This is a genomic window from Nocardioides perillae (assembly GCF_013409425.1).
Classification (GTDB): Bacteria; Actinomycetota; Actinomycetes; order Propionibacteriales; family Nocardioidaceae; genus Nocardioides; species Nocardioides perillae.
The window spans coordinates 1,105,814-1,131,615 of the sequence record NZ_JACCAC010000001.1 but is presented as its reverse complement, the minus strand read 5'-3'; the positions used below and the strand labels follow the sequence as shown (position 1 = coordinate 1,131,615).

General features: G+C 73.2%; 22 protein-coding genes, 1 tRNA gene and 1 pseudogene. 11 read left to right on the top strand and 13 right to left on the bottom strand.

The features are described from left to right. Positions 1-69: 69 nt before the first annotated feature. The 3 genes from BJ989_RS05270 to BJ989_RS05260 all read right to left on the bottom strand — a co-directional run bounded on the left by BJ989_RS05270 (position 70) and on the right by BJ989_RS05260 (position 3,424). On the bottom strand, positions 70-1,911 hold the full coding sequence (locus tag BJ989_RS05270) for a SelB domain-containing protein (RefSeq protein ID WP_179517298.1): 1,842 nt from the start codon (positions 1,909-1,911) through the stop codon (positions 70-72). Between the two features lies 1 nt (position 1,912). After that, entirely contained in the window at positions 1,913-3,277 is a 1,365-nt protein-coding gene (selA, locus tag BJ989_RS05265; protein WP_179517297.1) for an L-seryl-tRNA(Sec) selenium transferase, read from the bottom strand. A gap of 52 nt (positions 3,278-3,329) precedes the next feature. Continuing rightward, a tRNA-Sec gene (locus BJ989_RS05260) sits at positions 3,330-3,424 on the bottom strand. Positions 3,425-3,478: 54 nt separating this feature from the next. On the opposite strand from BJ989_RS05260, the gene selD reads away from it, so the two are divergent. The 6 genes and pseudogenes from selD to BJ989_RS05235 all read left to right on the top strand — a co-directional run bounded on the left by selD (position 3,479) and on the right by BJ989_RS05235 (position 10,516). Beyond that, complete coding sequence (gene selD / locus BJ989_RS05255; RefSeq protein ID WP_179517296.1) at positions 3,479-4,537, top strand: selenide, water dikinase SelD; 1,059 nt, start codon at positions 3,479-3,481, stop codon at positions 4,535-4,537. Between the two features lie 195 nt (positions 4,538-4,732). Further along, positions 4,733-5,293 (top strand): hypothetical protein, encoded by a 561-nt coding sequence (locus BJ989_RS19040; RefSeq protein ID WP_484549361.1) that lies wholly within the window; start codon positions 4,733-4,735, stop codon positions 5,291-5,293. A 12-nt stretch (positions 5,294-5,305) separates the two neighbouring features. Continuing rightward, positions 5,306-7,984: pseudogene (fdh, locus tag BJ989_RS05250) on the top strand (formate dehydrogenase); the annotation flags it as partial. After that, positions 7,981-9,027, top strand: coding sequence for a 4Fe-4S dicluster domain-containing protein (locus BJ989_RS05245; RefSeq protein ID WP_343049111.1), 1,047 nt, complete (start codon positions 7,981-7,983; stop codon positions 9,025-9,027). The pseudogene fdh and the gene BJ989_RS05245, both read left to right, overlap by 4 nt. After that, complete coding sequence (gene nrfD, locus BJ989_RS05240) at positions 9,024-10,130, top strand: NrfD/PsrC family molybdoenzyme membrane anchor subunit (RefSeq protein WP_343049110.1); 1,107 nt, start codon at positions 9,024-9,026, stop codon at positions 10,128-10,130. The genes BJ989_RS05245 and nrfD overlap by 4 nt, the downstream gene beginning before the upstream one ends. A gap of 176 nt (positions 10,131-10,306) precedes the next feature. Next, positions 10,307-10,516 (top strand): hypothetical protein, encoded by a 210-nt coding sequence (locus BJ989_RS05235; protein ID WP_179517294.1) that lies wholly within the window; start codon positions 10,307-10,309, stop codon positions 10,514-10,516. A gap of 43 nt (positions 10,517-10,559) precedes the next feature. Here BJ989_RS05235 and BJ989_RS05230 read toward each other — a convergent pair whose 3' ends face one another. From BJ989_RS05230 to BJ989_RS05220, 3 genes are all read right to left on the bottom strand, one after another. After that, positions 10,560-11,762 carry a Fic/DOC family N-terminal domain-containing protein gene (locus BJ989_RS05230; protein ID WP_179517293.1) on the bottom strand — a complete coding sequence of 401 codons (1,203 nt, stop codon included), beginning with the start codon at positions 11,760-11,762 and terminating at the stop codon, positions 10,560-10,562. A 76-nt stretch (positions 11,763-11,838) separates the two neighbouring features. Beyond that, entirely contained in the window at positions 11,839-13,011 is a 1,173-nt protein-coding gene (locus BJ989_RS05225) for an ATP-binding protein (protein WP_179517292.1), read from the bottom strand. A gap of 334 nt (positions 13,012-13,345) precedes the next feature. Continuing rightward, on the bottom strand, positions 13,346-13,708 hold the full coding sequence (locus BJ989_RS05220; RefSeq protein ID WP_179517291.1) for a DUF5994 family protein: 363 nt from the start codon (positions 13,706-13,708) through the stop codon (positions 13,346-13,348). 156 nt (positions 13,709-13,864) lie between these two features. Between BJ989_RS05220 and BJ989_RS05215 the strand changes: the two genes are divergently transcribed. Then, entirely contained in the window at positions 13,865-14,851 is a 987-nt protein-coding gene (locus tag BJ989_RS05215) for a GDP-mannose 4,6-dehydratase (RefSeq protein ID WP_179517290.1), read from the top strand. Between the two features lies 1 nt (position 14,852). Further along, complete coding sequence (locus tag BJ989_RS05210) at positions 14,853-15,800, top strand: GDP-mannose 4,6-dehydratase (RefSeq protein ID WP_179517289.1); 948 nt, start codon at positions 14,853-14,855, stop codon at positions 15,798-15,800. Positions 15,801-15,810: 10 nt separating this feature from the next. Here the strand turns inward: BJ989_RS05210 and rfbA are convergent, their stop codons facing one another. Then, the gene (rfbA, locus tag BJ989_RS05205) at positions 15,811-16,671 is read right to left on the bottom strand and encodes a glucose-1-phosphate thymidylyltransferase RfbA (RefSeq protein ID WP_179517288.1); all 861 of its coding nucleotides are present in this window, start codon (positions 16,669-16,671) and stop codon (positions 15,811-15,813) included. Between the two features lie 56 nt (positions 16,672-16,727). Between rfbA and rfbB the strand changes: the two genes are divergently transcribed. Both rfbB and BJ989_RS05195 read left to right on the top strand, forming a co-directional pair. Next, positions 16,728-17,726, top strand: a complete 999-nt coding sequence (gene rfbB / locus BJ989_RS05200; RefSeq protein ID WP_179517287.1) for a dTDP-glucose 4,6-dehydratase — start codon at positions 16,728-16,730, stop codon at positions 17,724-17,726. Next, the gene (locus tag BJ989_RS05195) at positions 17,726-19,123 is read left to right on the top strand and encodes a sugar nucleotide-binding protein (protein ID WP_179517286.1); all 1,398 of its coding nucleotides are present in this window, start codon (positions 17,726-17,728) and stop codon (positions 19,121-19,123) included. The genes rfbB and BJ989_RS05195 overlap by 1 nt, the downstream gene beginning before the upstream one ends. 12 nt (positions 19,124-19,135) lie before the next feature. On the opposite strand, the gene BJ989_RS05190 is transcribed toward BJ989_RS05195, so the two are convergent. The 5 genes from BJ989_RS05190 to BJ989_RS05170 form a co-directional block, all read right to left on the bottom strand. Continuing rightward, complete coding sequence (locus BJ989_RS05190; protein ID WP_179517285.1) at positions 19,136-19,528, bottom strand: phosphomannose isomerase type II C-terminal cupin domain; 393 nt, start codon at positions 19,526-19,528, stop codon at positions 19,136-19,138. 85 nt (positions 19,529-19,613) lie between these two features. Beyond that, positions 19,614-19,901 carry a DUF2516 family protein gene (locus BJ989_RS05185; protein ID WP_218848735.1) on the bottom strand — a complete coding sequence of 96 codons (288 nt, stop codon included), beginning with the start codon at positions 19,899-19,901 and terminating at the stop codon, positions 19,614-19,616. Positions 19,902-20,017: 116 nt separating this feature from the next. Beyond that, entirely contained in the window at positions 20,018-20,740 is a 723-nt protein-coding gene (locus tag BJ989_RS05180) for a hypothetical protein (protein ID WP_179517284.1), read from the bottom strand. Between the two features lie 44 nt (positions 20,741-20,784). Beyond that, positions 20,785-21,165, bottom strand: a complete 381-nt coding sequence (locus tag BJ989_RS05175; protein WP_179517283.1) for a helix-turn-helix domain-containing protein — start codon at positions 21,163-21,165, stop codon at positions 20,785-20,787. A gap of 64 nt (positions 21,166-21,229) precedes the next feature. Further along, a complete protein-coding gene (locus BJ989_RS05170) occupies positions 21,230-23,071 on the bottom strand; it encodes a polysaccharide biosynthesis protein (RefSeq protein ID WP_179517282.1) in 1,842 nt (613 codons plus the stop codon). A gap of 177 nt (positions 23,072-23,248) precedes the next feature. On the opposite strand from BJ989_RS05170, the gene BJ989_RS05165 reads away from it, so the two are divergent. Beyond that, entirely contained in the window at positions 23,249-24,703 is a 1,455-nt protein-coding gene (locus BJ989_RS05165; RefSeq protein WP_179517281.1) for a polysaccharide biosynthesis tyrosine autokinase, read from the top strand. Positions 24,704-24,808: 105 nt separating this feature from the next. On the opposite strand, the gene BJ989_RS05160 is transcribed toward BJ989_RS05165, so the two are convergent. Next, positions 24,809-25,783, bottom strand: a complete 975-nt coding sequence (locus BJ989_RS05160) for an asparaginase (RefSeq protein ID WP_179517280.1) — start codon at positions 25,781-25,783, stop codon at positions 24,809-24,811. Between the last annotated feature and the right edge of the window lie 19 nt (positions 25,784-25,802).

Here is a 25,802-nt window from a genome sequence, read left to right as displayed (position 1 = left end):
CCCTTGCAACGCGGTGTTCGCGTCGCTTCCCCAGGACTCGAGCGCTGGGGAAGCAGCACGGACACCGCGTCACGTCCGGACCGAGCGGGTGTCGTCGGGGTGGCGCACGGTGAGCCGGGCGCGGTCGAGGTGGTCGAGCAGGGGCAGCACGACGCGGCGCGAGGTCGCGAGGGCGACGCGGGCCTCGCTGGTGGTGAAGGGCTGCGGCAGGCCGGTGAGCACCTCGAGCGCGGCGCGGTCGGCGCCGGCGAGGAGCACGACGCCGGGGGCGAGGCGGAGGACGCGGCCGGCCTTGGCGGCGGCAGCGGTACGCCGCGTGTCGAGGCCCAGCTCGACCAACCGGTCGGCGCCGGGGGCGGCGAAGGGCGCGTCGGCCAGCTCCCGCTCCAGCGCCGCGACGGCCCGCTCGAGCTCGGGCGGGAGACCCTCCGGCTCCGGCGCGCGCACCCGACCGCCCTCGACGCGCAGCGGTGCGGCGACCACCGCGGCGACGACCTCGGGCGAGGGCACGCCCAGCCTCTCGGCGAGCACGCCGAGCGGGACGCCCCGGTCGAGCGGCGAGGCTGCGTCGTGCTCGGCGACCGCGGTCGCGACCGCCGCGCCCAGCTCGGACGCGTGGGTCGCGTCGAGCAGCCAGTCGCCGGCCTCGACCGTGCCCGCGGGCACGGGCGCCGCCGGCACGCCGAGGCGCCGCAGCAGGTCGCGGTCGACCACCCCGCGGCGCGCGAGCTCGGCCGCGACCCCGCCACCGAGGGCCACCGACCCCGTCAGCGATGCCACCCGCGCTGCGGCCGCGCCGCGCCGCCGCAGCCCCGGCGGGAGCGGGTCGAGCACCTCGACGCCCCACACCGCCCGGCTCCCCGGGTCGCGCAGCAGCGCCCGGTCGCCCACGCGCAGCGGGAGCGGCCGCGCGAGCCGCAGCCGCACCAGCTCGCCACCCACCGCGCCAGCCGCAGGACCCGCCGGACCGGAGCCGGCGACCCGCCCCAGCGGACGCACCCGCACCGACACCGAGGCCGCGCCGACGTGCAGCACCGGCTGCTCGGGCAGGGTCGGCGGCTCGGCCCGGTCGCCCCGGCCACCACCGGACGCGGTCACCAGCACGTCCACCTGCTCGGCGGCGACGAACGCACCCGGCGTGGTCAGCACCGACCCGCGCTCGAGCATCCCGGCGCCGTCGCCGACGACGTTGAGCGCGACCCGCGCGACCCCGTCGACCGACGCCACGTCGGCCCCGAGCGCCTGCACGCCGCGCACGCGCACCGCGACCTCGCCGCGCGGGCCGGCGACGACGAGCCGGTCGTCGCGCGCGATCCGCCCGGCCGGCAGCGTGCCGGTGACGACCGTGCCGGCGCCCCGCACCGAGAAGACCCGGTCGACCCACAACCGCACGTCGGCCGTCGGGTCGGGCTCGGGCAGCCCCGCGACCAGGTCGACCAGCGCCTCGCGCAGCTCCTCGACGCCGGCGCCGGTCACCGCCGAGACCGGCACGACCGGCGCCCCGACGAGCCCGGTCCGGGCGACCTCGGCGACCGCCCGAGCCACCGCCGGACCGGGGTCCGCGAGGTCGGCGCGCGTCACGGCGACGACCCCGCGGCGCACGCCGAGCGCGTCGAGCGCCGCCAGGTGCTCAGCGGCCTGCGGCATCCACGGGTCGTCGGCGGCGACGACGAGCAGCGCGGCCGGCACCGGCCCGACGCCGGCCAGCATCGTGGTCACGAACCGCTCGTGCCCCGGCACGTCGACGAAGGCGACGGTCTCGCCGGCGAGCTCGGTCCACACGTAGCCCAGCTCGATCGACAGCCCGCGCCGCTGCTCCTCGGCGAGCCGGTCGGAGCGCATGCCGGTGAGCGCGTCGACCAGCGTGGACTTGCCGTGGTCGACGTGACCGGCGGTCGCGATCACATGCACGTCAGCGCGCCCCGGCCACCCCGGCCACCCCCGCCGACCCAGCCGCCCCGGCCACCCGGCGTACGACGTCCACCAGCGCCGCGTCGTCCTCCGGCGCGAGCGCGAGCAGGTCGAGCAGCAGCCGCCCCCGCTCGACGCGGCCGACGACCGGCCGCTCGGCGTCGAGGCGCAGCGGTCGCGCCAGCGCCTCGGGCAGCGCGACGGCCGCGCTCGGCAGGGTGACGCCCGGCGCGCCCCCGCCCCCGACCGCGGCGAGGGAGTCGACCACCTCGGCGGGCACGACGCCGGCCAGCGCCTCCGCGACCGCCACCGCCCGCGCGCGCACGGCCGCGACGTCGGTGGCCAGGGCCGCGGGCACGGGCGGCACCGGACCGCGCAGCGTGGCCTCGAGCGCGGCGAGGGTCAGCTTGTCGACGCGCATCGCCCGCGCGAGCGGGAAGCGGCGCACCCGCTCGACGAGCGCGGCGTCGCCGAGCAGCAGCCCGCACTGCGGCCCACCGAGCAGCTTGTCGCCGGAGGCGGTGACGAGGGAGGCGCCGGCGCGCAGCGCGGTGGCGGCGTCGGGCTCGTCGGGCAGGCGCGGGTGCGGCGCGAGGAGGCCGGAGCCGACGTCGGCGACCACCGGCACCCCGCGCTCGGCGGCGAGCGCGGACAGCTCGCGCACGTCGACTGTGGAGGTGAAGCCGGTGACCTGGAAGTTCGACGGGTGCACCTTCAGCACGAAGCCGGCCTCGTCCCCGAGCCGGTCGAGTGCGTCGGCGTAGTCGCGCGGGTGCACGCGGTTGGTGGTGCCGACCTCGTGCAGCCGCGCGCCGACCGACTCCATCAGGTCGGGGATGCGGAAGCCGTCGCCGATCTCGACCATCTCGCCGCGCGCGACCACGACCGCCTTGCCGGCGGCCAGCGCGCAGGTGACGAGCGCGAGGGCCGCGGCGCCGTTGTTGGTGACGTGCACCCCGCCGGCGTCGGGCACGGCCGCGGCGAGCGCCGCCATCGCGGAGCGCCCGCGCCGGCCCCGCTGCCCGGTGTCGAGGTCGAGCTCGACGTCGGTGGCGCCGGCGGCGAGCGTGAGCGCGTCGACGGCCGCGGGCGACAGCGGCGCGCGCCCGAGGTTGGTGTGGACGACGACGCCGGTCGCGTTCAGCACCGGCCGCAGCGCGGTCGCGGTGCGGGGCAGCGCGGCGAGCACGGTGTCGACGACGGCGTCGGGCGCGACCTCGCCGGCGCGGCAGCGCTCGAGCACGGCGCGCACGGCGTCCTTGACCAGCGCGCCCCCGAGACGGGACGCGGCGTCGGCCAGGCGCGGGTCGGCCAGCACCGCGTCGGTGCGCGGCGTCGCGCGGCGGGGGTCGGCCGTCGTGGTCACGCTCGCAGCCTAGGCGCGACCCCGCAGCAACGACCGGGGCGAGGGCGGCGGGTGGCGGAGGCGGACGGGAATCGAACCCGCCTGACCGAGGTGCTCGGCCACGTCGGTTTTGAGGACCGCGCCCGTCACCAGACGAGGTACGCCTCCCCGGCGCACCCACCGGCAGCGCCACCCTAGACGCCCCCGCCTAGGGTCGGAGCCGTGACCGACGAGCACACCGCCACCACTCCCCACGGCAGCGCCCCGAGCGGCGCCGGGGCGGCGCAGCTCGGCCGCCTCACGTCGTACGCCGCGGGGGGCGGGTGCGCCTGCAAGGTGCCGCCCGGCGAGCTCGAGCGCGTGCTGGGATCGCTGCCCGCGCCGCTGCCGACGTCCGCTGCGCACGACCACGAGCTGCTGGTCGGGCTCGAGCACGGCGACGACGCCGCCGCGGTGCGCATCGACGGCGGCCGGGCGGTCATCGCGACGACCGACTTCTTCACCCCGGTCGTCGACGACCCCTTCGACTGGGGGCGGATCGCGGCGGCCAACGCGCTCAGCGACGTCTACGCGATGGGCGGCGAGCCGGTCGTCGCGCTCAACCTGCTGTGCTGGCCGCGCGACCTCGTCCCCTTCGAGCTGGCCCAGGAGGTGCTGCGCGGCGGGGCGACGGTGTGCGCCGAGGCGGGTTGCCACCTCGCGGGCGGGCACAGCATCGACGACCGGGAGCCGAAGTACGGCCTCGCGGTGACCGGGCTCGCCGACCCCGACCGGCTGATGCGCAACAGTACCGCCGAGGCGGGGCTGCCGCTGACGCTCACGAAGCCGGTCGGCGTGGGCGTGCTGAACAACCGGCACAAGGCGACCGGTGAGGTCTTCGAGCACGCGATCGCGTCGATGACGACGCTCAACCGCGACGCCTCGCGGGCGGCGCTGGCCGCGGGGGTGCGGGCGGCGACCGACGTGACCGGCTTCGGGCTGCTGGGCCACCTGCACAAGATGGCGCGCGCGAGCGGGGTCACGGCCGTCGTCGACGCGGCGGCGGTGCCGGTGCTCGACGGGGTGCGGGAGTCGCTCGCCGCCGGCTTCGTGCCGGGTGGCAGCCGGCGCAACCTCGACTGGGTGCGCCCCCACCTCGTCTCCGACCTCGACGAGGACACCCTCGTCGTCCTCGCCGACGCCCAGACCTCCGGCGGCCTGCTCGTCGCCGGCGAGCTGCCGGGCCACCCCGTCGTCGGCGAGCTGGTCCCCTACCGCGGGCACACCCTCGAGGTCCGCTGACCCCCGGGCCGGGTAGTCCGTCACACCTCGGCCCTTCGGACGCCGCCAGAGGGCGGACCTGTGTCGGACTACCGGTGCGGGGAGGGCGACCCCCCACCGCACCCACCCGCCGTACGCCGCACCCCACCGACCGCTCGTCGACGCGCCACCCCGCGGGGTGGGTGAAGATTGCACCACCTCGGTAACGTGCGTCACGTGAAGGTCGACCTGGGATGGCCGCTGCTGCGGCAGCTGACGGGCAAGGACGCACTCGGTCGCGGGCACGCGGTGCGCTCGAAGCAGACGGAGGCCACGACCTCCCGCACGACGACCGCCGACACGGTGGCGCGCAGCGTCTGCCCCTACTGCGCGGTGGGCTGCGGGCAGAAGATCTACGTCAAGGACGGCCAGGTCACCTCGATCGAGGGCGACCCCGACAGCCCCGTCTCGCGCGGTCGGCTGTGCCCGAAGGGCTCGGCCAGCAAGGACCTCGTCACGAGCCCGCTGCGCAACAAGACGGTGAAGTACCGCCGCCCCTACGGCACCGAGTGGGAGCACCTCCCGCTCGAGACCGCGATGGAGATGATCGCCGACCGGGTGGTCAAGGCGCGGCGCGACTACTGGCAGGAGGAGGACGAGAAGGGCAACGCGGTCCGTCGGACGATGGGCATCGCGAGCCTGGGTGGGGCGGCCCTCGACAACGAGGAGAACTACCTCATCAAGAAGCTCTTCACCGCGATGGGCGCCATCCAGATCGAGAACCAGGCGCGCATATGACACTCCGCCACCGTCCCCGGTCTGGGGACCTCGTTCGGGCGTGGCGGCGCCACCGGCTTCCTGCAGGACCTCGCCAACGCTGACTGCATCGTCATCCAGGGCTCCAACATGGCGGAGGCCCACCCGGTGGGCTTCCAGTGGGTGATGGAGGCGAAGGCGCGCGGCGCCAAGGTGATCCACGTCGACCCGCGCTTCACGCGCACCAGCGCGCTCGCGGACACCTACGTCCCGCTGCGCGCCGGCACCGACATCGCCTTCCTCGGCGGCATCGTCAACTACGTCCTCAACAACGAGCTGGACTTCCGCGACTACGTGGTGGCCTACACCAACGCCGCCCACATCGTCAGCGACGAGTTCGTCGACACCGAGGACCTCGACGGCCTCTTCTCCGGCTTCGACCCGGAGACCAAGACCTACGACCCGGAGTCCTGGCAGTTCGCCACGCAGGAGGACGACGGCGAGGACCGCCAGGACCAGGCCACCCAGCGCGACACGGCCTCGGCGATGGAGCACGAGACCCACGGCATGAGCATCGACGGCGACGCGCTGCGCGACGAGACGCTGCAGCACCCTCGCTGCGTCTACCAGCTGCTGAAGAAGCACTACGCCCGCTACACCCCCGAGATGGTCGCGCGCACCTGCGGCGTCAGCGAGGAGCACTTCCTCGAGGTCGCGAAGTCGTGGGTGGAGAACTCCAACCGGGAGAAGACGACCGCGCTGGTCTACTCCGTCGGCTGGACCCAGCACAGCGTCGGCGTGCAGTACATCCGCACCGGCGCGATCCTGCAGCTGCTGCTCGGCAACATCGGGCGCCCGGGCGGCGGCATCATGGCGCTGCGCGGCCACGCCAGCATCCAGGGCTCCACCGACATCCCGACGCTGTTCAACATCCTCCCGGGCTACCTCCCGATGCCCAACGCCGAGGACCACCAGAGCTTCCAGGCGTGGATCGACGCGATGCGCCACCCGGGCGCGAAGGGCTTCTGGAGCAAGGCGGGCGCCTACGGCGTCAACCTGCTCAAGGCGTGGTGGGGCGAGCACGCGACGGCCGACAACGACTTCTGCTTCGACTACCTGCCCAAGATCACGGGCGACCACGGCACCTACCGCCAGGTCCTCGACATGATCGACGGCGGCAAGATCGCGGGCTACTTCCTGCTCGGGCAGAACCCCGCGGTCGGCTCCTCGCACGGTCGCGCCCAGCGCCTCGGCATGGCCAACCTCGACTGGCTGGTGGTGCGCGACCTCTTCGAGATCGAGAGCGCCACCTTCTGGAAGGACGGGCCCGAGGTCGCCACCGGCGAGATCGTGCCCGAGGAGTGCCGCACCGAGGTCTTCCTCATGCCCGCCGCCTCCCACGCGGAGAAGGAGGGCACCTTCACCCAGACGCAGCGCATGCTGCAGTGGCGGGAGAAGGCACTCGAGGCGCCGGGCGACTGCCGCTCGGAGCTGTGGTTCTTCTACCACCTGGGCCGGATGGTCCGGGAGCGGCTGGCCGACTCCACCGACCCGCGCGACCGCCCCCTGCTCGAGCTGACGTGGGACTACCCCACGCACGGCGAGCACGCCGAGCCCGACGCCGAGGCCGTGCTGCGCGAGATCAACGGCTACGAGGTCGCCACCGGCCGCCCGCTGTCGACCTTCATGGAGATGGCCGACGACGGGAGCACGCTGGGCGGTTGCTGGATCTACACCGGCGTCTTCAAGGACGGCGTCAACCAGGCCGCACGCCGCAAGCCCGGCTCCGAGCAGGACTGGGTCGCCGCGGAGTGGGGCTGGGCGTGGCCGGCCAACCGCCGCACGCTCTACAACCGCGCCTCGGCCGACCCCGAGGGCAAGCCGTGGAGCGAGCGCAAGGCCTACGTCTGGTGGGACGAGGAGCAGGGGAAGTGGGTGGGGCACGACGTCCCCGACTTCGAGCTGACCAAGCCCCCGTCGTACGCCGCGCCCGAGGGCAGCGAGGGCATCGAGGCCATCGGGGGCGCTGACCCGTTCATCATGCAGGGCGACGGGAAGGGTGCCCTCTGGGCGCCGCAGGGCCTGATCGACGGCCCGGTCCCGACGCACTACGAGCCGGTCGAGTCGCCCTTCCAGAACCCGCTCTACGGTCAGCAGGCCAACCCGACGCGCAAGCAGTACGACCGCTCGGACAACCTCACCAACCCCTCGGCCCCGCACCACGCCGACGTCTACCCCTTCGTCTTCACCACGAGCCGGCTCACCGAGCACCACACGGCGGGGGGCATGAGCCGCTACGTCTCCCGGCTGGCCGAGCTGCAGCCGGAGATGTTCGTCGAGGTCTCCCCGGAGCTGGCGGAGGAGCGCGGCCTCGACAACGGCGGGTGGGCCACGATCGTCACGGCCCGCTCGGCCATCGAGGCGCGGGTGCTGGTCACCGACCGGCTCACGCCGCTGCGCGTCGACGGGCGCACGGTGCACCAGGTGTGGATGCCCTACCACTGGGGACAGGGCGGGGGCATCGTCACCGGTGACTCCACCAACGACCTCATGGGCATCACGCTCGACCCCAACGTGCTGATCCAGGAGTCGAAGGTCGGCACCTGCGACGTGCAGCCGGGGCGCCGCCCGCAGGGGCCGGCGCTGCGCGCGCTGGTGGAGGACCACCAGCGCCGAGCCGGCCTGCTGACCGCGGCGGGCGCGAAGGACTTCGACGACGAGGAGGGCGCGTGACCGAGGCCAGGATCTCGCCGAACGCGTTCTGGGGTCCGCTGGACCCCTCCGCCGACGCGGGCTACGACGACGACCGACCCAAGCGCAAGGGCTTCTTCACCGACACCAGCATCTGCATCGGCTGCAAGGCCTGCGAGGTGGCGTGCAAGGAGTGGAACGACGTCCCGTCGGACCACTTCGACATGACCGGCACGTCCTACGACAACTCGCACTCGCTCAACGCCAACCAGTGGCGCCACGTGGCCTTCATCGAGCAGCCCGTCCGGCCCAAGCAGACGGTGGACCTCGGCATGCCCGGCCGCGCCCCGGCGTACGTCCCGGGGCTGCCGGCCACCGGAGCCGACCCGGACCCGGTGGGCGCGGGGGCCCCTGCACCCATCGACACCAGCGACCTGCTGGGCTCGATGCTGGCGGAGGCGCCGGGCTCAGACGGCGGCTCGGCGTCGGCGGATTCGATGGACTTCCGCTGGCTGATGAGCTCCGACGTGTGCAAGCACTGCACGCACGCGGCGTGCCTCGACGTGTGCCCGACGGGCTCGCTCATGCGCAGCGAGTTCGGCACCGTGGTGGTGCAGGACGACATCTGCAACGGCTGCGGCTACTGCGTGGCCGCCTGCCCCTACGGCGTGATCGAGCGGCGGCGCGGCCCCGACGGCCACAAGAACGTCGGCATCGCCCAGAAGTGCACGCTCTGCTACGACCGGCTCACCGCCGGGCAGACCCCGGCGTGCGCGCAGTCGTGCCCGACCCAGTCGATCCAGTTCGGCGACGTCGAGGAGCTGCGCGAGCGCGCCGAGGCGCGGGTGGCCAAGCTGCACGAGGCCGGCGTCATGGACGCCCGGCTCTACGGCAACGACCCGAACGACGGCGTCGGCGGCACGGGAGCCTTCTTCCTGCTGCTCGACGAGCCGGAGGTCTACGGCTTCCCGCCCGACCCGGTCGTCACGACGAAGGACCTGCCCGAGATGGCGCGCAAGGCCGCCACGGCGGCCGGCGTGCTGCTGCTCGGCGCGGCCGTGTCGTTCCTGGGGCGCAAGCCGTGACCGGGGTGGGCCGCGACGGCCAGCAGAGCAGCACCCCGCAGACCGAGGCCCCGACCGACCAGACCGACAGCGCGAGCGCGCTGCGCCACCCGACCGGAGGCAGCGACCGCCTGCGCCGGGGCGGAGGCCGCGGTCGCGGCCGCAAGGGCAAGGTCGAGTCGGTCGTGCCCGAGGCGGAGTTCACCTCCTACTACGGCCGCCCGATCGTCAAGCCGTCGCCGTGGGAGCACGACATCCCGGCCTACCTCTTCGCCGGTGGAGTCGCGGCCGGCTCGTCGCTGCTGGCGGCGGGGGCCGACCTCACGGATCGTCCGTCGATGCGGCGCTCGGGCCGGCTCGGCGCGATCGCGGCGCTCACCTTCTCGATGGTCGCGCTGGTCCACGACCTCGGCAAGCCGTCGCGCTTCCTCAACATGCTGCGCGTGGCCAAGCCGACCTCGCCGATGTCGGTCGGCACCTGGATCCTGTCGTTCTACGGCCCCTTCGCCGGGGCCGCGGCGGCCTCCGAGGTGCTCTCGATGCTGCCGGGCGAGCGCAAGGGCGTGCTGCGCCTCGCGGAGGTGGCCGGGCGACCGGCCGGGGTCGTGGCGGCCGTCGCGGCGCCCGCCGTGGCGTCGTACACCGCTGTGCTGCTCTCCGACACCGCCACGCCGTCGTGGCACGAGGCCTTCCGCGAGCTGCCCTTCGTCTTCGTCGGCTCGGCCGCGGCCGCGTCGGGCGGGCTGGCGATGGTGACCTCCCCGGTCGCCGAGACCGGCCCCGCGCGGCGCCTCGCCGCGGGCGGCGCGCTGCTCGAGCTGGTGATGGAGCAGCGCATGGAGCGCTCGATGGGCGTCACCGCCGAGCCGCTGCACCACGGCCACGCCGGCACGCTGATGAAGGCCGCCAAGGCCCTCACCGCCGCCGGTGCGGTCGGCACGCTGCTGGGCGGCCGCTCGCGCGCGGTCGCGGCGCTCTCCGGCGCGGCGATGATGGCGGGCTCGGCCTGCCTGCGCTTCGGCGTCTTCGAGGCGGGCCAGGAGTCCGCCAAGGACCCGAAGTACGTCGTCGTCCCCCAGCGCCAGCGCCTCGCCGAGCACGGCCCCACCCGCTTCCCCGCCTGACCCCCCTCGGCCGGGGAAGGCCGCAGGCCGGTCCCGAGACCGCGGTGACCGGCCAGTACGTCGGACGTTCGGCGCCGCCGCCCCCGTCCACCCAGGTCGTGCCCGCCCGCCGACCTGGACGTCCGACGTACCCGCCGGTAGCCGGGCCCTCCCCGGGCGCCACCTAGGCTGAGGCGGTGTCGAGCAGAGGAGCGGTCGCGATCGTCGCGATCGCCCTGACGGGCCTCCTCGTGTACGTCGTGCAGCTGCCGCCGGAGCCCGGCGACCCGGGCCGCACGCTGGTGAGCGCCGGGACGCACGGCGTGCACCTCTCGGACCTCCCGGCCCTCGCGCTGTGGGTGGCCGGGATGCTCGCCTGCGGAGTGCTGTGGAGGCGAGCGCACTGAGCCTCGCGCGCCTCGCGCCGTGCTCGACGGTCCTGCTCGGTCGTCAGGCAACCGTCAGCAACACCTCGTGCACCTGCGGGGCGAAGAACCGGCGGTTGTAGGCATTCGGGTCGAGACACTCCAGCACGCCCAGCTCGACGAGCTGCGCCACGACGGCGTTGGCCCGGCCGTAGGAGAGCCCGAGGTCCCTCTCCACCGAACGCACGGTGAAGACCGGGTTCGCCACGGCGTGGTCGATCACGAGGTGCGCAGTGTCCGCTCGGAGCGGGGAGCGCCTCACCACGTCCTTCAATTCGTCCTGCGCCCGCACGAGAGCCAGCATCTGTCGATGGGTCAGGGCGGCGGACTCCGCGATGCCGGCTGCGAAGAACCGCACGAATGCGTCCCAAGCCCCGTGCGCGCTGACCGCGAGCAAGTGGTCGTAGTACTCCGTCCGCCGCGACTCGAACCACGGCGACACTGTGAGGGTCGGTTCGGACAGCACCCCCGCCGCGTGCAGTTGCACGACGATCAGGAGGCGGCCCAGCCGCCCGTTGCCGTCGTGGAACGGGTGAAGGGTCTCGAACTGGTAGTGCGCCATCGCCGCTGCGACTACCGGGTCGATGGTCGCCCGGTGGTCGACTTGCATCCAGTCGACCAGCGCCTGTACGTCCGACCTCAACTGCTCACCTGGCGGGGAGGGTACGAAACGCGCCGCCTGGACGGGCAGCTGGTCCGGCGTGGCGTCAGCCCGGCGGCCGATGACGACGGGGATGTCACGGACGTCGCCCGACGACGTGCTCTCGCCTGGCGTGCCCGCGACGAGCGTCGCCTGGAGGTTGCAGAGCCCGCTGAGGTTCAAGGGACGACCTTCGGCCGTCGCCGCGAATGCCTGCGTGGCGACAGCGACGTAGTTGAGGATCTCGCGCAGGTCTGTCGAGGGCGGCGCGTCCTCGTCCGCCGTGAGGACTGCGCTGAGCGGGGCGTACGTGCCTTCCAGCGCAGACGTGCTCTGGGCTTCGCGTCGCAGCGTGGGGCGCCGCAACAACGTCGGGTTGGGCAACTGCCGTGCTGTGCTGTCCAGAGCTGCCAGCGCGGCGCGGGCGTTCGCGACCCCGAGGTAGGTCTGCGGGGCCAGTGCCGGCATCGACGTGGACAACGGCTCGGGCACGAAGGCGTGGTGTCGCCACGGACCCCGACGTGGGTCGTGACCTTCGATCGGCACCAGGAGGCCTGTGCTGCCGTTTCCGAACATTGCCACGTCCACAATGTCACTGTAGCGGCACTTCACGGACATTGTTGTCAGGCAGTGGCCGTTGTCGGACATGCACGTCCCGAGGGCCTCAGCCGAGCGGCACGTCGACGCGGAAGGTGCTCCCGTGCCCGACGACGGAGTCGACGGTGATCGACCCGCCCATGAGGGTCACCATCTGCCGGGCGACGGCGAGGCCGAGGCCGGCGCCGCCGTGGCGGCGGGTCATGGTGGCGTCACCTTGTGAGAACGCCTCGAAGAGCTGCACGCGCTGGTCGGCCGGGATGCCGATGCCGGTGTCGCGCACCTCGAAGCGCAGCCACGTGCGCCCCTCGCCCGAGGCCGACGCGCCCAGCTCGACGGCGGGCACGAGCCCGACCTCGAGGTCGACGCGCCCCTCGTCGGTGAACTTCACCGCGTTGTCGAGCAGGTCGCCGAGCACCTGCTCGAGGCGGCCGGCGTCGCCGACGACGCGGGCGGGCACGGCCTCGTCGATGGCGCAGTGCAGCTCGATGCCGTCGCGCTCGGCGAGGTCGGCGACGCGGCGGGTGGCCCCGGCAGCGATGCGGCGAGGGTCGAAGGGGTCGGCGGCGAGCTGGACCGTGCCGGCCTCGAGCGCGCCGTAGTCGAGGAGCTCGTCGACGAGGTGCAGCAGGCGCTGGCTGGAGCGGCTGATGGTCTCGACGAAGGTCTGCTGGCAGGGCTCGAGGTCGGTCTCGCCGAGCAGCTCGAGGTAGCCGAGCACGGAGGTGAGCGGGGTGCGCACCTCGTGGTTGACGTTGGCCACGAAGGCCGCCTTGATCGCGCGGGCCTCGGCGGTGGCCTGGCGCAGCGCGGCCTGGCTCTCGGCGAGGCGGCGGCGGGCGTCGTTGCGCTCGGTGACGTCCTCGGCGACGCCGTGCACGCCGACGACCTCCCCGCGCTCGACCACGGGCACGGCGGTGATGGCGAGGTCGAAGACCCGCCCGTCGCGGTGGCGCATGCGGGCGTCGACGGTGCGGTGCCCACCCTCGAGCACCTCGCCGAAGGCGGCGAGCACCTGCGGCAGGTCGTCGCCGTGGATGACGTCGAGGAAGGTCATCTGGCACAGCTCCGACTCGGAGTAGCCGCTGATGGCCGCCCCCGCCGGGTTGCTCGCGAGGTAGTTGCCGTCGCGGTCGAGCCAGAAGGCCGGGTGCGGGTTGGCGCTGAAGAAGGAGCGGTAGTGCTCCCCCACCGCGTCCATCGCGCACACGGTGTCGCAGGCGTCCGCCTCGCTGGTCACTGCTCGTCCCCTCCGCACGCTGCCCGAGATCAGCCGCCCCTCCCCCTGAGGCGCAGCCCCGATGGTGTCACGCGACCCGTCGGACCCGCCGGCGTACGCCGTCACCCGCGGTGTGTGCTGCGCCTCGCCGCGGGCACGGCGAGCGGCAGCGAGGCCACGAGCCACACCGCGAGGGCGGAGCAGAGGACGAGTGCGGTCATGGCTCCAGCATCGGCTCGCCGTCTCACGTCCTGCGGCGCGAGACGTGCAAGACACTCCGAAGGTTGCCCTCCTCCACCCAGAAGTGGAGTGCCGGAGGTCCCGGCGCCGGGGACCTCCGACCCCGCTCAGCGGGTCAGCGGCAGGCGGAGGCCATCAGCTCGCCGGCCTCGGCGTCGGGGGTGCCCGGCGGCACGACCCGCAACCGCAGCACGCGGGTGGAGGTGGAGAGCATCAGCGTGCGGGTGTCGTCGCGGGGGTAGGAGCCGACCTTGGTCTGCCCGCCGCGGCGGGTGACGCGGCGCGGCAGGTCGTCCCAGTCGGGCGGGGAGACCACCGCGTGCACGACCCGGCCGACGCGGTCGGGCAGGTGGTCGAGCAGCACGGGCAGCTCGGTGGCGAGGTCGCGGCTGCGGGGCCACCAGGCCCCGTCGAGCGCGGCGCGGTCGAAGGTGTCGGCCAGCTGCAGCCGGAGGGTGGTGGGGTGGGGCGTCGTCACGACGGCCGCCTCTCGCGCGGGCCGCAGGGCCGGCGCGGTGCCGGCCGGGGTGCACCCGTCTCCTGCACCGTACGCCGCGGCGGGCCCCCGCCTGGCATCCGCGCCGCGCGCGGCACCTGACAGGATCGGGCGCAGTCGACCTGCAGGAGGACCACTGTGCCCAGCGCGCTCATCACCGGCATCACCGGCCAGGACGGGATGTACCTCGCCGAGCTGCTCCACGGCAAGGGCTACGAGGTGCACGCCCTCATCCGCGGGCAGAACAACCCGAAGCGGGCGCTGATCGAGACCGGCTTCCCCTACGTGCAGCTGCACAACGGCGACCTGACCGACATGTCGAGCCTCATGCGGGCGCTGCGCGACTCGCAGCCCGACGAGGTCTACAACCTCGGCGCCATCTCGTTCGTCGCCTACTCGTGGGAGAACGCCCACGTCACCAGCGACGTGACGGGCAAGGGCGTGCTCAACGTGCTCGAGGCGGTGCGGCTGCACGCGGGCGACGACCCCGGCTCGGTGCGCTTCTACCAGGCGTCGAGCTCGGAGATGTTCGGCAAGGTGCAGCAGGTGCCGCAGGACGAGTCGACGCTGCTGTGGCCGCGCTCGCCCTACGGCGTGGCGAAGGTCTTCGGGCACTACATGACCATCAACTACCGCGAGTCCTACGGCATGCACGCCTCGAGCGGCATCCTCTTCAACCACGAGTCGCCGCGGCGCGGGCCCGAGTTCGTGACCCGCAAGGTGAGCCGGGCGGTCGCGCGCATCCACCTCGGCCTGCAGGACGAGATCGTCATGGGCAACCTCGACGCCAAGCGCGACTGGGGCTTCGCCGGGGACTACGTCGAGGCGATGTGGCGGATGCTGCAGCAGGACGAGGCCGACGACTACGTCATCGCCACCGGCGAGACCCACTCGATCGAGGAACTGCTCGACGCCGCCTTCGGCCACGTCGGCATCGACGACTGGCGCCCGCGGGTGCGGCAGGACCCGCGCTTCATGCGGCCCGCCGAGGTCGACCTGCTGATCGGCGACGCGACCAAGGCGCGCGAGCGGCTGGGCTGGCAGCCGACCGTCTCGTTCCGCGAGCTGGTCGCGATGATGGTCGAGGCCGACCTGGCCGAGCAGAAGCAGCTGGCCGGGCTCTGACGTGGGCGGCGCTCGGGCCTTCGTCACCGGCATCGGCGGGCAGGACGGCTCCTACCTCGCCGAGCAGCTGCTGGCCGAGGGCGGCGAGGTGCACGGCCTGCTGCTGCCCGACGAGCCGCTGGGGTTCACCCCCGCCGCCGTGACGGTGCACCGCGGCGACGTCAGCGACGTCGCGGCCACGCGCGCACTGCTGCGCGAGGTCGAGCCCGACGAGGTCTACAACCTCGCGGCCGTCAGCTCGGTGGCGCGGTCGTGGAGCGAGCCCGAGCTGACCTCGCTGGTCAACGGCCACGCCGCCGCCGCGCTGCTCGAGTCGGCGCGGCTGTGCCAGGAAGCGACGGGGCGGCAGGTGCGCGTCGTGCAGGCCTCGAGCGCCGAGATCTTCGGCGACGCTCCCGGGCCCCACGACGAGTCCACGCCGATCCGCCCCGTCAACCCCTACGGCGCGGCCAAGGCCTTCGCCCACCTCGCCGTCGGCGTCCAGCGCCACCGCGACCTGCACGCCGTCGCGGTCATCCTCTACAACCACGAGTCGCCGCGGCGGCCGCGGCACTTCGTGACCCGCAAGATCACCTCGACCGTCGCCGCCATCGCCCGCGGCGAGGCCGACACTCTCACCCTGGGCAACCTCGAGGCGCGCCGCGACTGGGGCTGGGCCCCGGAGTACGTCGACGCGATGGTCCGCGCCGCCCGACACGAGGTCGCCCAGGACTACGTCGTGGCGACCGGCGAGACCCACTCCGTGCGCGACTTCGTCGCGGCCGCCTTCGCCGCCGCGGGCATCGATGACTGGGAGGGCCTGGTCGAGAGCGACGCCGCCCTCGTGCGAGCCGCCGACGCGGCCGTGAGCGTCGGCGACGCCTCCCGCGCCCGCCGCGACCTGGGCTGGGCGCCCGCCACCACGTTCGCCGAGGTCGTGGCGCGGATGGTGCGGGCCGATCTGGCCTGAACCGATCGGGTCAGCCGAGCAGCCGCAGCAGGTACTCGCCGTACCCGCTCTTGACCAGCGGCTCGGCGACCCGACGCAGGTCGTCGTCGGAGAGGAAGCCCATCCGCCAGCCGACCTCCTCGGGCGAGCCGATCTTGGTGTCCTGGCGGTGCTCGATGGTGCGCACGAAGTTGCTGGCGTCGTTGAGGGAGTCGAAGGTGCCGGTGTCGAGCCAGGCGGTGCCGCGCGGCAGCACCTCGACCTGCAGTGCGCCCTCGTCGAGGTAGGTGCGGTTGAGGTCGGTGATCTCGAGCTCTCCGCGCGGCGACGGCGTGAGCCGCCCGGCCCGCTCGACGACGGTGCCGTCGTAGAAGTAGAGCCCGGGGATGGCGTAGGAGCTGCGCGGGTGAGCGGGCTTCTCCTCGATCGAGACCGCCCGGCCGTCGGCGTCGAACTCCACGACGCCGTAGGCCGTGGGGTCGGCGACCTGGTAGCCGAAGACCGCCGCGCCCTCGATGCGCTCGAAGCGGCGCAGCCGGGTGCCGAGGCCGGGGCCGTAGAAGATGTTGTCGCCGAGCACGAGCCCGACCGGCTCGTCGCCGACGTGGTCGGCGCCGATGACGAAGGCCTGCGCGAGCCCGTCGGGGCTGGGCTGCACGGCGTAGGTGAGCTCGATGCCGAACTGCGAGCCGTCGCCGAGCAGCCGGTGGAAGGCCTCGGCCTCGTGTGGGGTGGTGATGACGAGCACCTCGCGGATGCCGGCGAGCATCAGCGTGGAGAGCGGGTAGTAGACCATCGGCTTGTCGTAGACCGGCATCAGCTGCTTGCTGGTCCCGAGGGTGATGGGGTGCAGCCGGGAGCCCGTGCCCCCGGCGAGGATGATCCCGCGCATGGCGCCCACCCTAGGGGCAGTGATCGGGGCGGCCCGTCCTCACTAGGGTGGCGGCCATGCGACACCTCCTCGTCACCGGCGGCGCCGGCTTCATCGGGTCGAACTTCGTGCGCCACCTCGTCGAGCACACCGACGTGCGCGTCACCGTGCTCGACAAGCTGACCTACGCCGCGAGCCGCGAGTCGCTGGCCGACCTGCCGACCGACCGCGTCGAGCTGGTGGTCGGCGACATCGCCGACGCAGCCGTGGTCGACCCGCTGGTCGGCACGGTGGACGCGGTGGTGCACTTCGCCGCGGAGTCGCACAACGACAACTCCCTGGCCGACCCCTCGCCCTTCGTGCAGACCAACGTGGTCGGCACCTTCACCCTGCTCGAGGCGGCCCGGCGCCACGGCACCCGCTTCCACCACGTCTCGACCGACGAGGTCTACGGCGACCTCGAGCTCGACGACCCCGGGCGCTTCACCGAGGCGACGCCCTACAACCCGAGCAGCCCCTACTCCGCGACCAAGGCCGGCTCCGACCTGCTGGTGCGGGCGTGGGCGCGCTCCTTCGGGCTGCAGGCGACGATCTCCAACTGCTCGAACAACTACGGCCCCTGGCAGCACGTCGAGAAGTTCATCCCCCGCCAGATCACCAACCTGCTCGACGGCGGGCGGGTCAAGCTCTACGGCGCCGGCGCCAACGTGCGCGACTGGATCCACGCCGACGACCACTCCTCGGCGGTGTGGACGATCCTGCAGCGCGGGCGCATCGGCGAGACCTACCTCGTCGGCGCCGACGGCGAGCGCTCCAACCTCGAGGTGGTGCGCCAGGTGCTGCGCCTGCTGGGCCACGACGAGGACGACTTCGACCACGTCACCGACCGCGCCGGCCACGACCTGCGCTACGCGATCGACTCGACCAAGCTGCGCACCGAGCTCGGCTGGCAGCCGACCTACGGCACCTTCGAGGACGGCCTCGCCAAGACCGTGGAGTGGTACCGCGACCACGCGGACTGGTGGCGCCCGCACAAGCAGGCCGTCGAGGCGGCGTACGCCGCGCGGGGCCAGTGATGGCGGGCGGCTCGCCGGCCCAGGAGCTCGCGGTCGAGACGACGGCGATCGACGGGCTGCTCGTGGTGCGCATCCCGGTGCACGGCGACGCCCGCGGCTGGTTCAAGGAGAACTGGCAGCGCGCGAAGATGGTCGACCTCGGCCTGCCCGACTTCGGGCCGGTGCAGAACAACGTGTCCTACAACGCCGCGCGCGGCGCGACCCGCGGCATCCACGCCGAGCCGTGGGACAAGCTGGTCTCGGTGGCGACGGGCCGCATCTTCGGCGCGTGGGTCGACCTCCGCGAGGGGGCGGGCTTCGGCACCGTCGTGACGCTCGAGCTCGGCCCCGACAGGGCGGTCTTCGTGCCGCGCGGGGTCGGCAACTCCTACCAGGCGCTCGAGGACGCGACGGCCTACACCTACCTCGTCAACGACCACTGGCGCCCCGGGCTCACCTATCCCGCGGTGGCGCTCGACGACCCCGCGCTCGGCATCGACTGGCCGATCCCGCTTGCCGAGGCCGAGGTGTCGGAGAAAGACCGGCGCAACCCGGTGCTCGCCGACGTCACCGCCTTCCGCCGGCGCCGCCCGCTGGTCCTGGGCGGGGGCGGCCAGCTCGGCCGCGCCCTGGCCCGCGCCTTCCCCAAGGCGCTGGTCGCCGACCGCAGCGTGCTCGACCTGACCGACGCCGACGCGGTCGCCGCCTGGGCGTGGGGCGACCACGACGTCGTCCTCAACGCCGCGGCCTACACCGCCGTCGACGCCGCCGAGACACCCGAGGGCCGCCGCGCGGCGTGGGCCGCCAACGCCGCCGCCCCCGCACGGCTGGCGGCGCTGGCCCGCGAGCACGGCTTCACGCTGGTGCACTACTCCAGCGACTACGTCTACGACGGCACCGTCGTGGAGCACGTCGAGGACGAGCCGCTGGCCCCGCTGGGGGTGTACGCCCAGAGCAAGGCCGCCGGCGACCTCGCCGTCGGCACGGCTCCGCGCCACTACGTGCTGCGCACCTCGTGGGTGGTCGGCGACGGCGGCAACTTCGTCGCCACGATGGCGCGGCTCGCGCGCGACGGGGTCCGCCCGTCGGTGGTCGGCGACCAGGTCGGCCGGCTCACCTTCACCGACACCCTCGCCGAGGCCACGCGCCACCTGCTCGCGTCAGGCGCGCCGTCCGGGGTCTACCACTGCACCAACGCAGGTGAGCCGACCAGCTGGGCCGACGTGGCACGGCAGGTCTTCGAGCTCCGCGGGCGCGACGGCGGCGACGTCACGACGGTCACCACGGAGGACTACGCCGCGGGCAAGGCCCTCGCGCCCCGCCCGGCCCACTCCACGATGAGCCTGGCCAAGCTGCGCGCGACCGGCTTCGAGCCGGAGGACGCCGCGACGGCGCTGGCGCGCTACCTGACCGACTGAGCCGACCAGCGCTCAGGCGCGGAGCTCGGCGTCGAGGGCGGCGAGGTCGTCGTCCTCGCGGCCGTAGTCGTCCTCGAGGCGGCAGATGTCGTCCTCGCCGGTGTAGGCGCCGTGCTGCACCTCGATGATGATGAGCTCTTCGGAGTGCATGTTGGTGATGCGGTGCGCCTGGCCGGTCTCGACGTCGATCGACTCGCCGGGGCCGGCGACGACGGTCTCGCCGTCGATGACGCAGGTGGCCATGCCGAAGATGACGACCCAGTGCTCCGAGCGGTGCTTGTGGGTCTGGTAGCTGAGCCGCTGGCCGGGCTTCACGTGGATGCGCTTGACCTTGTAGCCCTGGCCGTCGTCGATGACGTGCCACGAGCCCCAGGGCCGCTCCGCCCACTCCAGCCCGTTCACCATGCCTGCTCCTCCGTCGTTCCCCATGTGCCCCTCGACGTTACCCGTGGGTGGGGGGCCCACACCTCAAGATCGGGTGAAGAGCGGGTCAGCGGCGGGTGACGCTCGCCAGCGCCGGGCGCACGTCGGCGAGGTAGACGAAGGCGGCGACGACGAAGATGACCTGGAAGATCCCGAGCGGGGAGCCGGGGAAGAGCACCTGGAAGCCGACCCCGATGCCGAGGATCGCGCACCACGCGGTCTTGGTGAGCTTGCCCGCCGCCTCGTAGGCCTCCGTCGGGAACATCAGCGCGCTGACGAAGGAGAAGACCTTCACGGCCAGCAGCCCGAGCAGGATGAGCAGCCGCACGTAGCCCTCGATGACGAACAAGTCCACGTCCCGAGGGTAGCCGGTCGGGACGCGGACGACCCCCGGACCAGTCCGGTCCGGGGGTCGTCCGGTGCTTCGTCGGTCGAGCAGGCCCGTCAGGGCCGTGCCGAGACCCGCTGAGGTCAGTCGCCGACCTTGGCCGCAGCCTCGGTGGTGGCAGCCGCGGTCTTGGCAGCGGTGTTCTTCGCGGCCGTGGCGGTCGCCTTGGCGCTGCTCTTGGCGGGGGCGGCCTTCTTGGTGGCCGTCTTCTTCGCGGTGGTGGTGGCCTTCTTGGCGGTCGCCGTCGTCTTCTTGGCGGCGGTGGTGGTCGACTTCGCGGTGGCGGTGCCGGCCTTCTTGACCTGGGTGGTGGTGGTCTTCGCCTTGGTCGCGGTGGTGGTCGCGCTGGCCTTGGCCTGCTGGGTCGACTCCTGGCGGCGGATGCGCACGACCAGCTTCTGGCCGCGCTCGGCGAGGTCGGCGTAGGTCGTGGTGACGGTGGTGACGTTGCCGTCGACCACGGTCTGCACGCGGGTCGGGAGGGCCTTGGCCTCGGCCTGAAGCTCGGCGACGCGGGCCTCGATGGCGGCGCGGCGGGCCTTGGCGTCCTCGGTGAGGGCCTCGACGCGGGAGTTGACGACCGTGAGGGCCTGGTCGCGCAGCGCCTTGGGCTCGAGGTCGATCGCGGTGACGCGCTTCTGCACGTCGTTCACGCGGGTCTCGACGTCGCCGCGGACGCCGGCGATCTTCGCCTGCACGTCGGCCACGTAGTCGCGGACGGCCTCGACGGCCAGGTCCGCCACGCCGGCGCCGGCGTAGAAGGTGCGGGTCGCCTCGGTCTTGATGTCGAACTTGGCCTTCGCCATGGGTGATCTCCTTCGGTTTCCCGGCCGGGGCCGGGGTGGGGTTGTCAGGCCTCGTCGTCGGGTGCGGCCGCTGCGTTCATGGCCAGGAACGACGAGTAGACGTCGAGCAACGACTGCTTCTGGCGCTCGGTGAGCGCGGTGTCGCCCAGCACGGCGAGCTCGACGGAGCCGCCGACGCCGTCCTGCGGGTGCACGATCCCGGCGCGGACGTAGAGCTGCTCCGCCGAGATGCGCAGTGCCTTGGCGATCTGCTGCAGCACCTCTGCCGAGGGCCGACGCAGGCCGCGCTCGATCTGGCTGAGGTAGGGGTTGGACACGCCGGTGAGGTCGGCGAGCTGCCTCAGCGAGAGCTGCGCGGAGGTGCGCTGCTCGCGGAGGAAGTCGCCGAGTCCCTCGACGGTCTTGCCTACCTTGCCCTGGGCCATGGCTACTACTGTGCTAGCAACTGCTAGCGCTTGCAAGTGCAAGCGGCGTGTGATGGGTCACGCGTCAGCGGTAGGAGGCCACTTTCTGCGCTGGCACCTTGCTAGCGCCGGCGACCATCAGGCGCCGCGCGTATGCGCGCGCCTCGTCCCCGTCGACGAGGTGGAGCGACGTGCTGACCGCCCGGGGGTCGAGGGCCGGGACGGTCACGTGCGTGATCAGCCCGTGGCGGGTCGGCTCCTCGGGCTCCTGTGCGCCGAAGAGCTGCTCGTGCAGCTTCTCCCCGTCGCGCAGACCGGTGTAGACGATCTCGATGCGCTTGCCCGACTGCGCGATGAGCCGCTTCGCGACGTCCTCGATGCGCACCGGCTCGCCCATGTCGAGCACCATGGTCTCGCCGCCGGACCCGAGGGCGCCGGCCTGGATGACGAGCTGCACCGCCTCCTCGACCGTCATGAAGAAGCGCGTCACTTCGGGGTGGGTCACCGTGACCGGTCCACCAGCTGCGATCTGGGCCGCGAAGGCGGTCAGCACCGATCCCCGGCTGCCCAGCACGTTGCCGAAGCGCACGCTGAGGTAGGCGCCGGGAGCGCGGTCGGCCATGCCGACCGTCAGCATCTCGGCGACCCGCTTCGTCGAGCCGAGCACGCTCGTCGGGTCGGCGGCCTTGTCGGTGGAGATGTTGACGAAGCGCTCGACGCCGACGGCCGCCGCGGCCTCGAGCACGTTGGCGGTGCCGAGCACGTTGGTCTTGACCCCCTCGGCGGGGTACTGCTCGAGCATCGGGAGGTGCTTCAGCGCGGCCGCGTGGAAGACCACCTCGGGCCGGCGCTCCTCGAAGACCGCGGTGAGCGCCGCGGTGTCGCGGATGTCGACGAGCACGACCTCGGGCGAGTCGAGCAGCGCGCGGCCGCGGATGAGCAGCTGCACCGCGTGCAGCGCCGACTCGTCGCGGTCGAGCATGGTGAGCTCACTGGGCCCCCAGCGGTCGATCTGACGGCACAGCTCCGACCCGATGGACCCACCTGCGCCGGTGACGAGCACCCGCTTGCCGGTGAGGTAGTGGGCGATGGACTCGATGTTGGTCTCGACGACGCTGCGCCCGAGCACGTCGGCGAGGTCGATGTCGCGCACGTCGCGGATGTCGACCTGGCTCGAGACCGCCTCGGCGTAGGACGGGAGGATCTTGACGGCCACGCCGAGCCGGGCACCCACGTCGGCCAGGTGGGCCTTCAGCTCCTTCGACGCCTTCGGGATCGCGAGGACCACGGCGATCGCGCCGGTGCGCTCGACGGCGGTCGGCAGGTCGGCGACGGTGCCGACGACCGGGACACCGTGGTGGCGCCGGCGGCGCATCCACGGGTCGTCGTCGAGGAAGCCGACGGGCCGCAGCACCTGGTCGGGCGTGTCCAGCATCGACTGGACGAGCTGGCGGCCGCTCCAGCCCGCGCCGACCACCAGGGCCGGCTCCGCGTCCGCGCTGCCGAGGCCGACGCGGTCGAGCTGCGAGCGCCACACCGCCCGCCCGAGCAGCATCAGGATGAGGCCGACGAACGGCGCCCCCAGCGGCACGCTGCGGGCGATCGGCTGCGGGTCGACGACCAGGTTGGCGATGCCCAGCGCGAGGCCGGCGCCGCAGGCGGTGAGGCTCAGGAGAATGGTCTCCTCGGTGGACCCGACGGCGACGCGGCCGTGGTAGACGCGGACGACCAGCCCGAGGAGCAGGTGGACCGCGACGCCCGCGACGGTGACGACCGCGAGCTCGGCGACCACAACGGCGAGTGCCCCGCGGTCGTAGCGCAGCATCGCGCTCAAGACGTAGGCCGCAGCGAGGGCGGCGGCGTCGAAGACCATCAGCACGGTGGTGCGACGAGTCCTGAGCAACGGCGCGAGCCGGTATCGAAGCATGATCTCCCCCACGATCTGGCCGACCGGCGGCCCCGCGCGTGGCGTGCGAGGACTCCCGACCGAGTGCGAACGTTACGTCACAACGACGACCAGCACGAGATCGTCACGCTTCACGGACCGAGGTCTGGACACCGTAGGGTGCAGCCGTCGTCACCGGCCGTCGAAGAAGAGGATGCTGTGGAGCTGCGCGACTACCTGCGAGTGATCCGCCGGCGGTGGATCCTGATCGCGTTGTGCGTCGTCGTGTGCACCGGTGCCGCGGCTGCCTACACGGCCGCGGCCACCCCGCAGTACCAGTCGACGGCTCGCCTCTTCGTCTCCACTGCGCAGTCGGACACGGCCGACGCCTACCAGGGCGGGCTGTTCTCGGCTCAGCGGGTCACTTCGTACGCCGACCTGGTCTCCAGTCGGCAGGTGGCCACGCGGGTGATCGACGAGCTCGGCCTCGACATGGCCCCGGAGCGGTTGTCGCAGGCGGTGTCGGCGACGGTGACGCCCGAGACCGTGATCCTGGAGATCTCTGCGACGGATCCCGACGCCGAGCGCGCCCAGGCCATCGCCAACACCTACGCCGACGAGCTCACCGAGATCGTGCGCGAGCTGGAGACGCCCGAGGGCGGCGGCGCCGCGCCGATCCGGGCCTCCGTCGTCGACCGGGCCGCCGTCCCCACGAGCCCGGTCACTCCTCAGCCGGTGCGCAACCTGGGCCTGGCCCTCGTCCTGGGCCTGCTGCTGGGCGTCGGCCTCGCCGTCGTGCGAGAGCTGCTCGACACCACGATCAAGAGCAAGGACGACCTCGACGACATCACCGAGGCGCCGACCATGGGGGCGATCGCCTTCGACGCCGCGACCAGCCGCCAGCCGCTGGTCACGGCGCTCGAGTCGCATGCACCGCGGGTCGAGGCGTTCCGCGTGTTGCGCACCAACATGCAGTTCGTCGACGTGGACGCGACGACCAAGACCTTCGTCGTCACCTCGTCGCTGCCGGCCGAGGGCAAGACCACGACCGCCTGCAACCTCGCCATCACGCTCGCCCAGGCGGGCAGCCGCGTGGTCCTCGTCGAGTGCGACCTGCGCCGCCCGAAGGTCGCGGGCATCTTCGACCTCGACTCCGCCGTCGGCGTCACCACGGTCCTGGTGGGCAGGGTCTCCCTGGACGACGCGGTGCAGAAGCACGGCGGCACCGGCCTCGAGGTGGTGACGAGCGGCCCCATCCCGCCCAATCCGGCCGAGCTGCTGCAGTCGCAGGCCATGGCCCAGCTCCTGGTCGACCTGCGCGAGCGCTACGACATCGTCATCCTCGACGCACCTCCGTTGCTGCCGGTCACCGATGCGGCGCTGCTGACGTCGCAGTCCGATGGCGCCCTCGTCGTGGTGCGCCACGGCAAGACCACCCGCGATCAGCTCCGAGGGGCTCTCGACCGGCTCGCCCAGGTCGACGGCACCGTGCTCGGCACGGTCCTCAACATGGCGCCCGTCCGTCGACGCAGCGGCGGTGACGGTGGCTACGGGTACGGCTACGGGTACGGCTACGGGTACGGCTACGGGTACGGCCCGGAAGAGGCGAAGAAGGCCGCCAAGGGCAGCAAGCGCGAGGGCCGCCGGGCCGCGAAGCGCCGCCAGTCCGACTGACGACCGCTGATCGAGGCGCTGGTCGAGCAGCGAGCCCGCCACTGGTTGGTCGAGCAGCGAGCGCCAGCGAGCGTGTCGAGACCACCTCAAGCGCGGCCACGACCCCTAGAACGCCGACCTCACCTCTCCCACCGGCTGCCCACCACCGAGCAGCACGTGCCGCCCGACCCCCTCGACCGCGACGACGTCGACTCCCGGCACCTCGAGCACGCCGCTGCGCCACAACGCCTCGACCATGACGACCGGGCGGGCCCGCTCGCCGCCGTCCTCGATCTTGAGCGCGACGGCCCGCCCGTCGGGCAGCGCGACGACGTGGCACGCCTCCGCGCCGCCCTTGCCGATGGCGCCGGGCACGGCCGCGAGCAGCGCCCGCTCGTCGCGCGTCGAGCCCGACACGAGCTCTGGGTGGGTGCGGATCGCCTCGGCGATCCGCATCGACCGCACGTCGGCCTCGTCCCGGCCGTCGAGGCCGAGGGCCAGCCGGCGGAAGGCGGTGGCGAGACCCGTCAGCGAGGTGGAGAGCAGTGGCGCCCCGCAGCCGTCGGTGGCGATCGTGTCGACCTCCTCGCCGGTCATCTCGGCAAAGACCTCGACGGTCAGCCGCTGCAGCGGGTGCGCGGGGTCGAGGTAGTCGTGCGTCGACCACCCGTTGACGACGCAGGTCGCGAGCATGGCAGCGTGCTTGCCCGAGCAGTTCATGTGAGCCCGCGACCGGTCACCCCTGCGACGCAGCAGGGCCTCCTTGACGGCGGGGTCGAGGGGCCAGTCGGCCGGGCACTGCAGGTGCCCGGCATCGAGCCCGGCGCCGCGCAGGATCGTGTGCACCCGCTCGACGTGCATCTCCTCCCCCGAGTGCGAGGCGCAGGCCATGGCGAGCAGGTCGGGCGGCAGCTCCAGGCCGGCACGCAGCATGGCCAACGCCTGCACCGGCTTGTTGCACGACCGCGGCAAGATCGGCTCGCCCGCGTCACCGACCGACCACGCCACGGAGCCGTCGGCTGCGAGCGACACCACAGAGCCGTGGTGGCGTCCCTCGACGAACCCGGAACGGACGACCTCGGCGACGACCACGTGCGACATGCCTGGCAGCCTAAGCGCC

Bases quoted from the DNA above. Each gene is read 5' to 3' on its own strand.
- rfbB (WP_179517287.1), top strand. From the start codon at position 16,728: ATGCGACACCTCCTCGTCACCGGCGGCGCCGGCTTCATCGGGTCGAAC.
- BJ989_RS05160 (WP_179517280.1), bottom strand. From the start codon at position 25,783: ATGTCGCACGTGGTCGTCGCCGAGGTCGTCCGTTCCGGGTTCGTCGAG.
- BJ989_RS05195 (WP_179517286.1), top strand. From the start codon at position 17,726: ATGGCGGGCGGCTCGCCGGCCCAGGAGCTCGCGGTCGAGACGACGGCG.
- BJ989_RS05190 (WP_179517285.1), bottom strand. From the start codon at position 19,528: ATGGTGAACGGGCTGGAGTGGGCGGAGCGGCCCTGGGGCTCGTGGCAC.
- rfbA (WP_179517288.1), bottom strand. From the start codon at position 16,671: ATGCGCGGGATCATCCTCGCCGGGGGCACGGGCTCCCGGCTGCACCCC.
- BJ989_RS05175 (WP_179517283.1), bottom strand. From the start codon at position 21,165: ATGGCCCAGGGCAAGGTAGGCAAGACCGTCGAGGGACTCGGCGACTTC.
- BJ989_RS05170 (WP_179517282.1), bottom strand. From the start codon at position 23,071: ATGCTTCGATACCGGCTCGCGCCGTTGCTCAGGACTCGTCGCACCACC.
- BJ989_RS05180 (WP_179517284.1), bottom strand. From the start codon at position 20,740: ATGGCGAAGGCCAAGTTCGACATCAAGACCGAGGCGACCCGCACCTTC.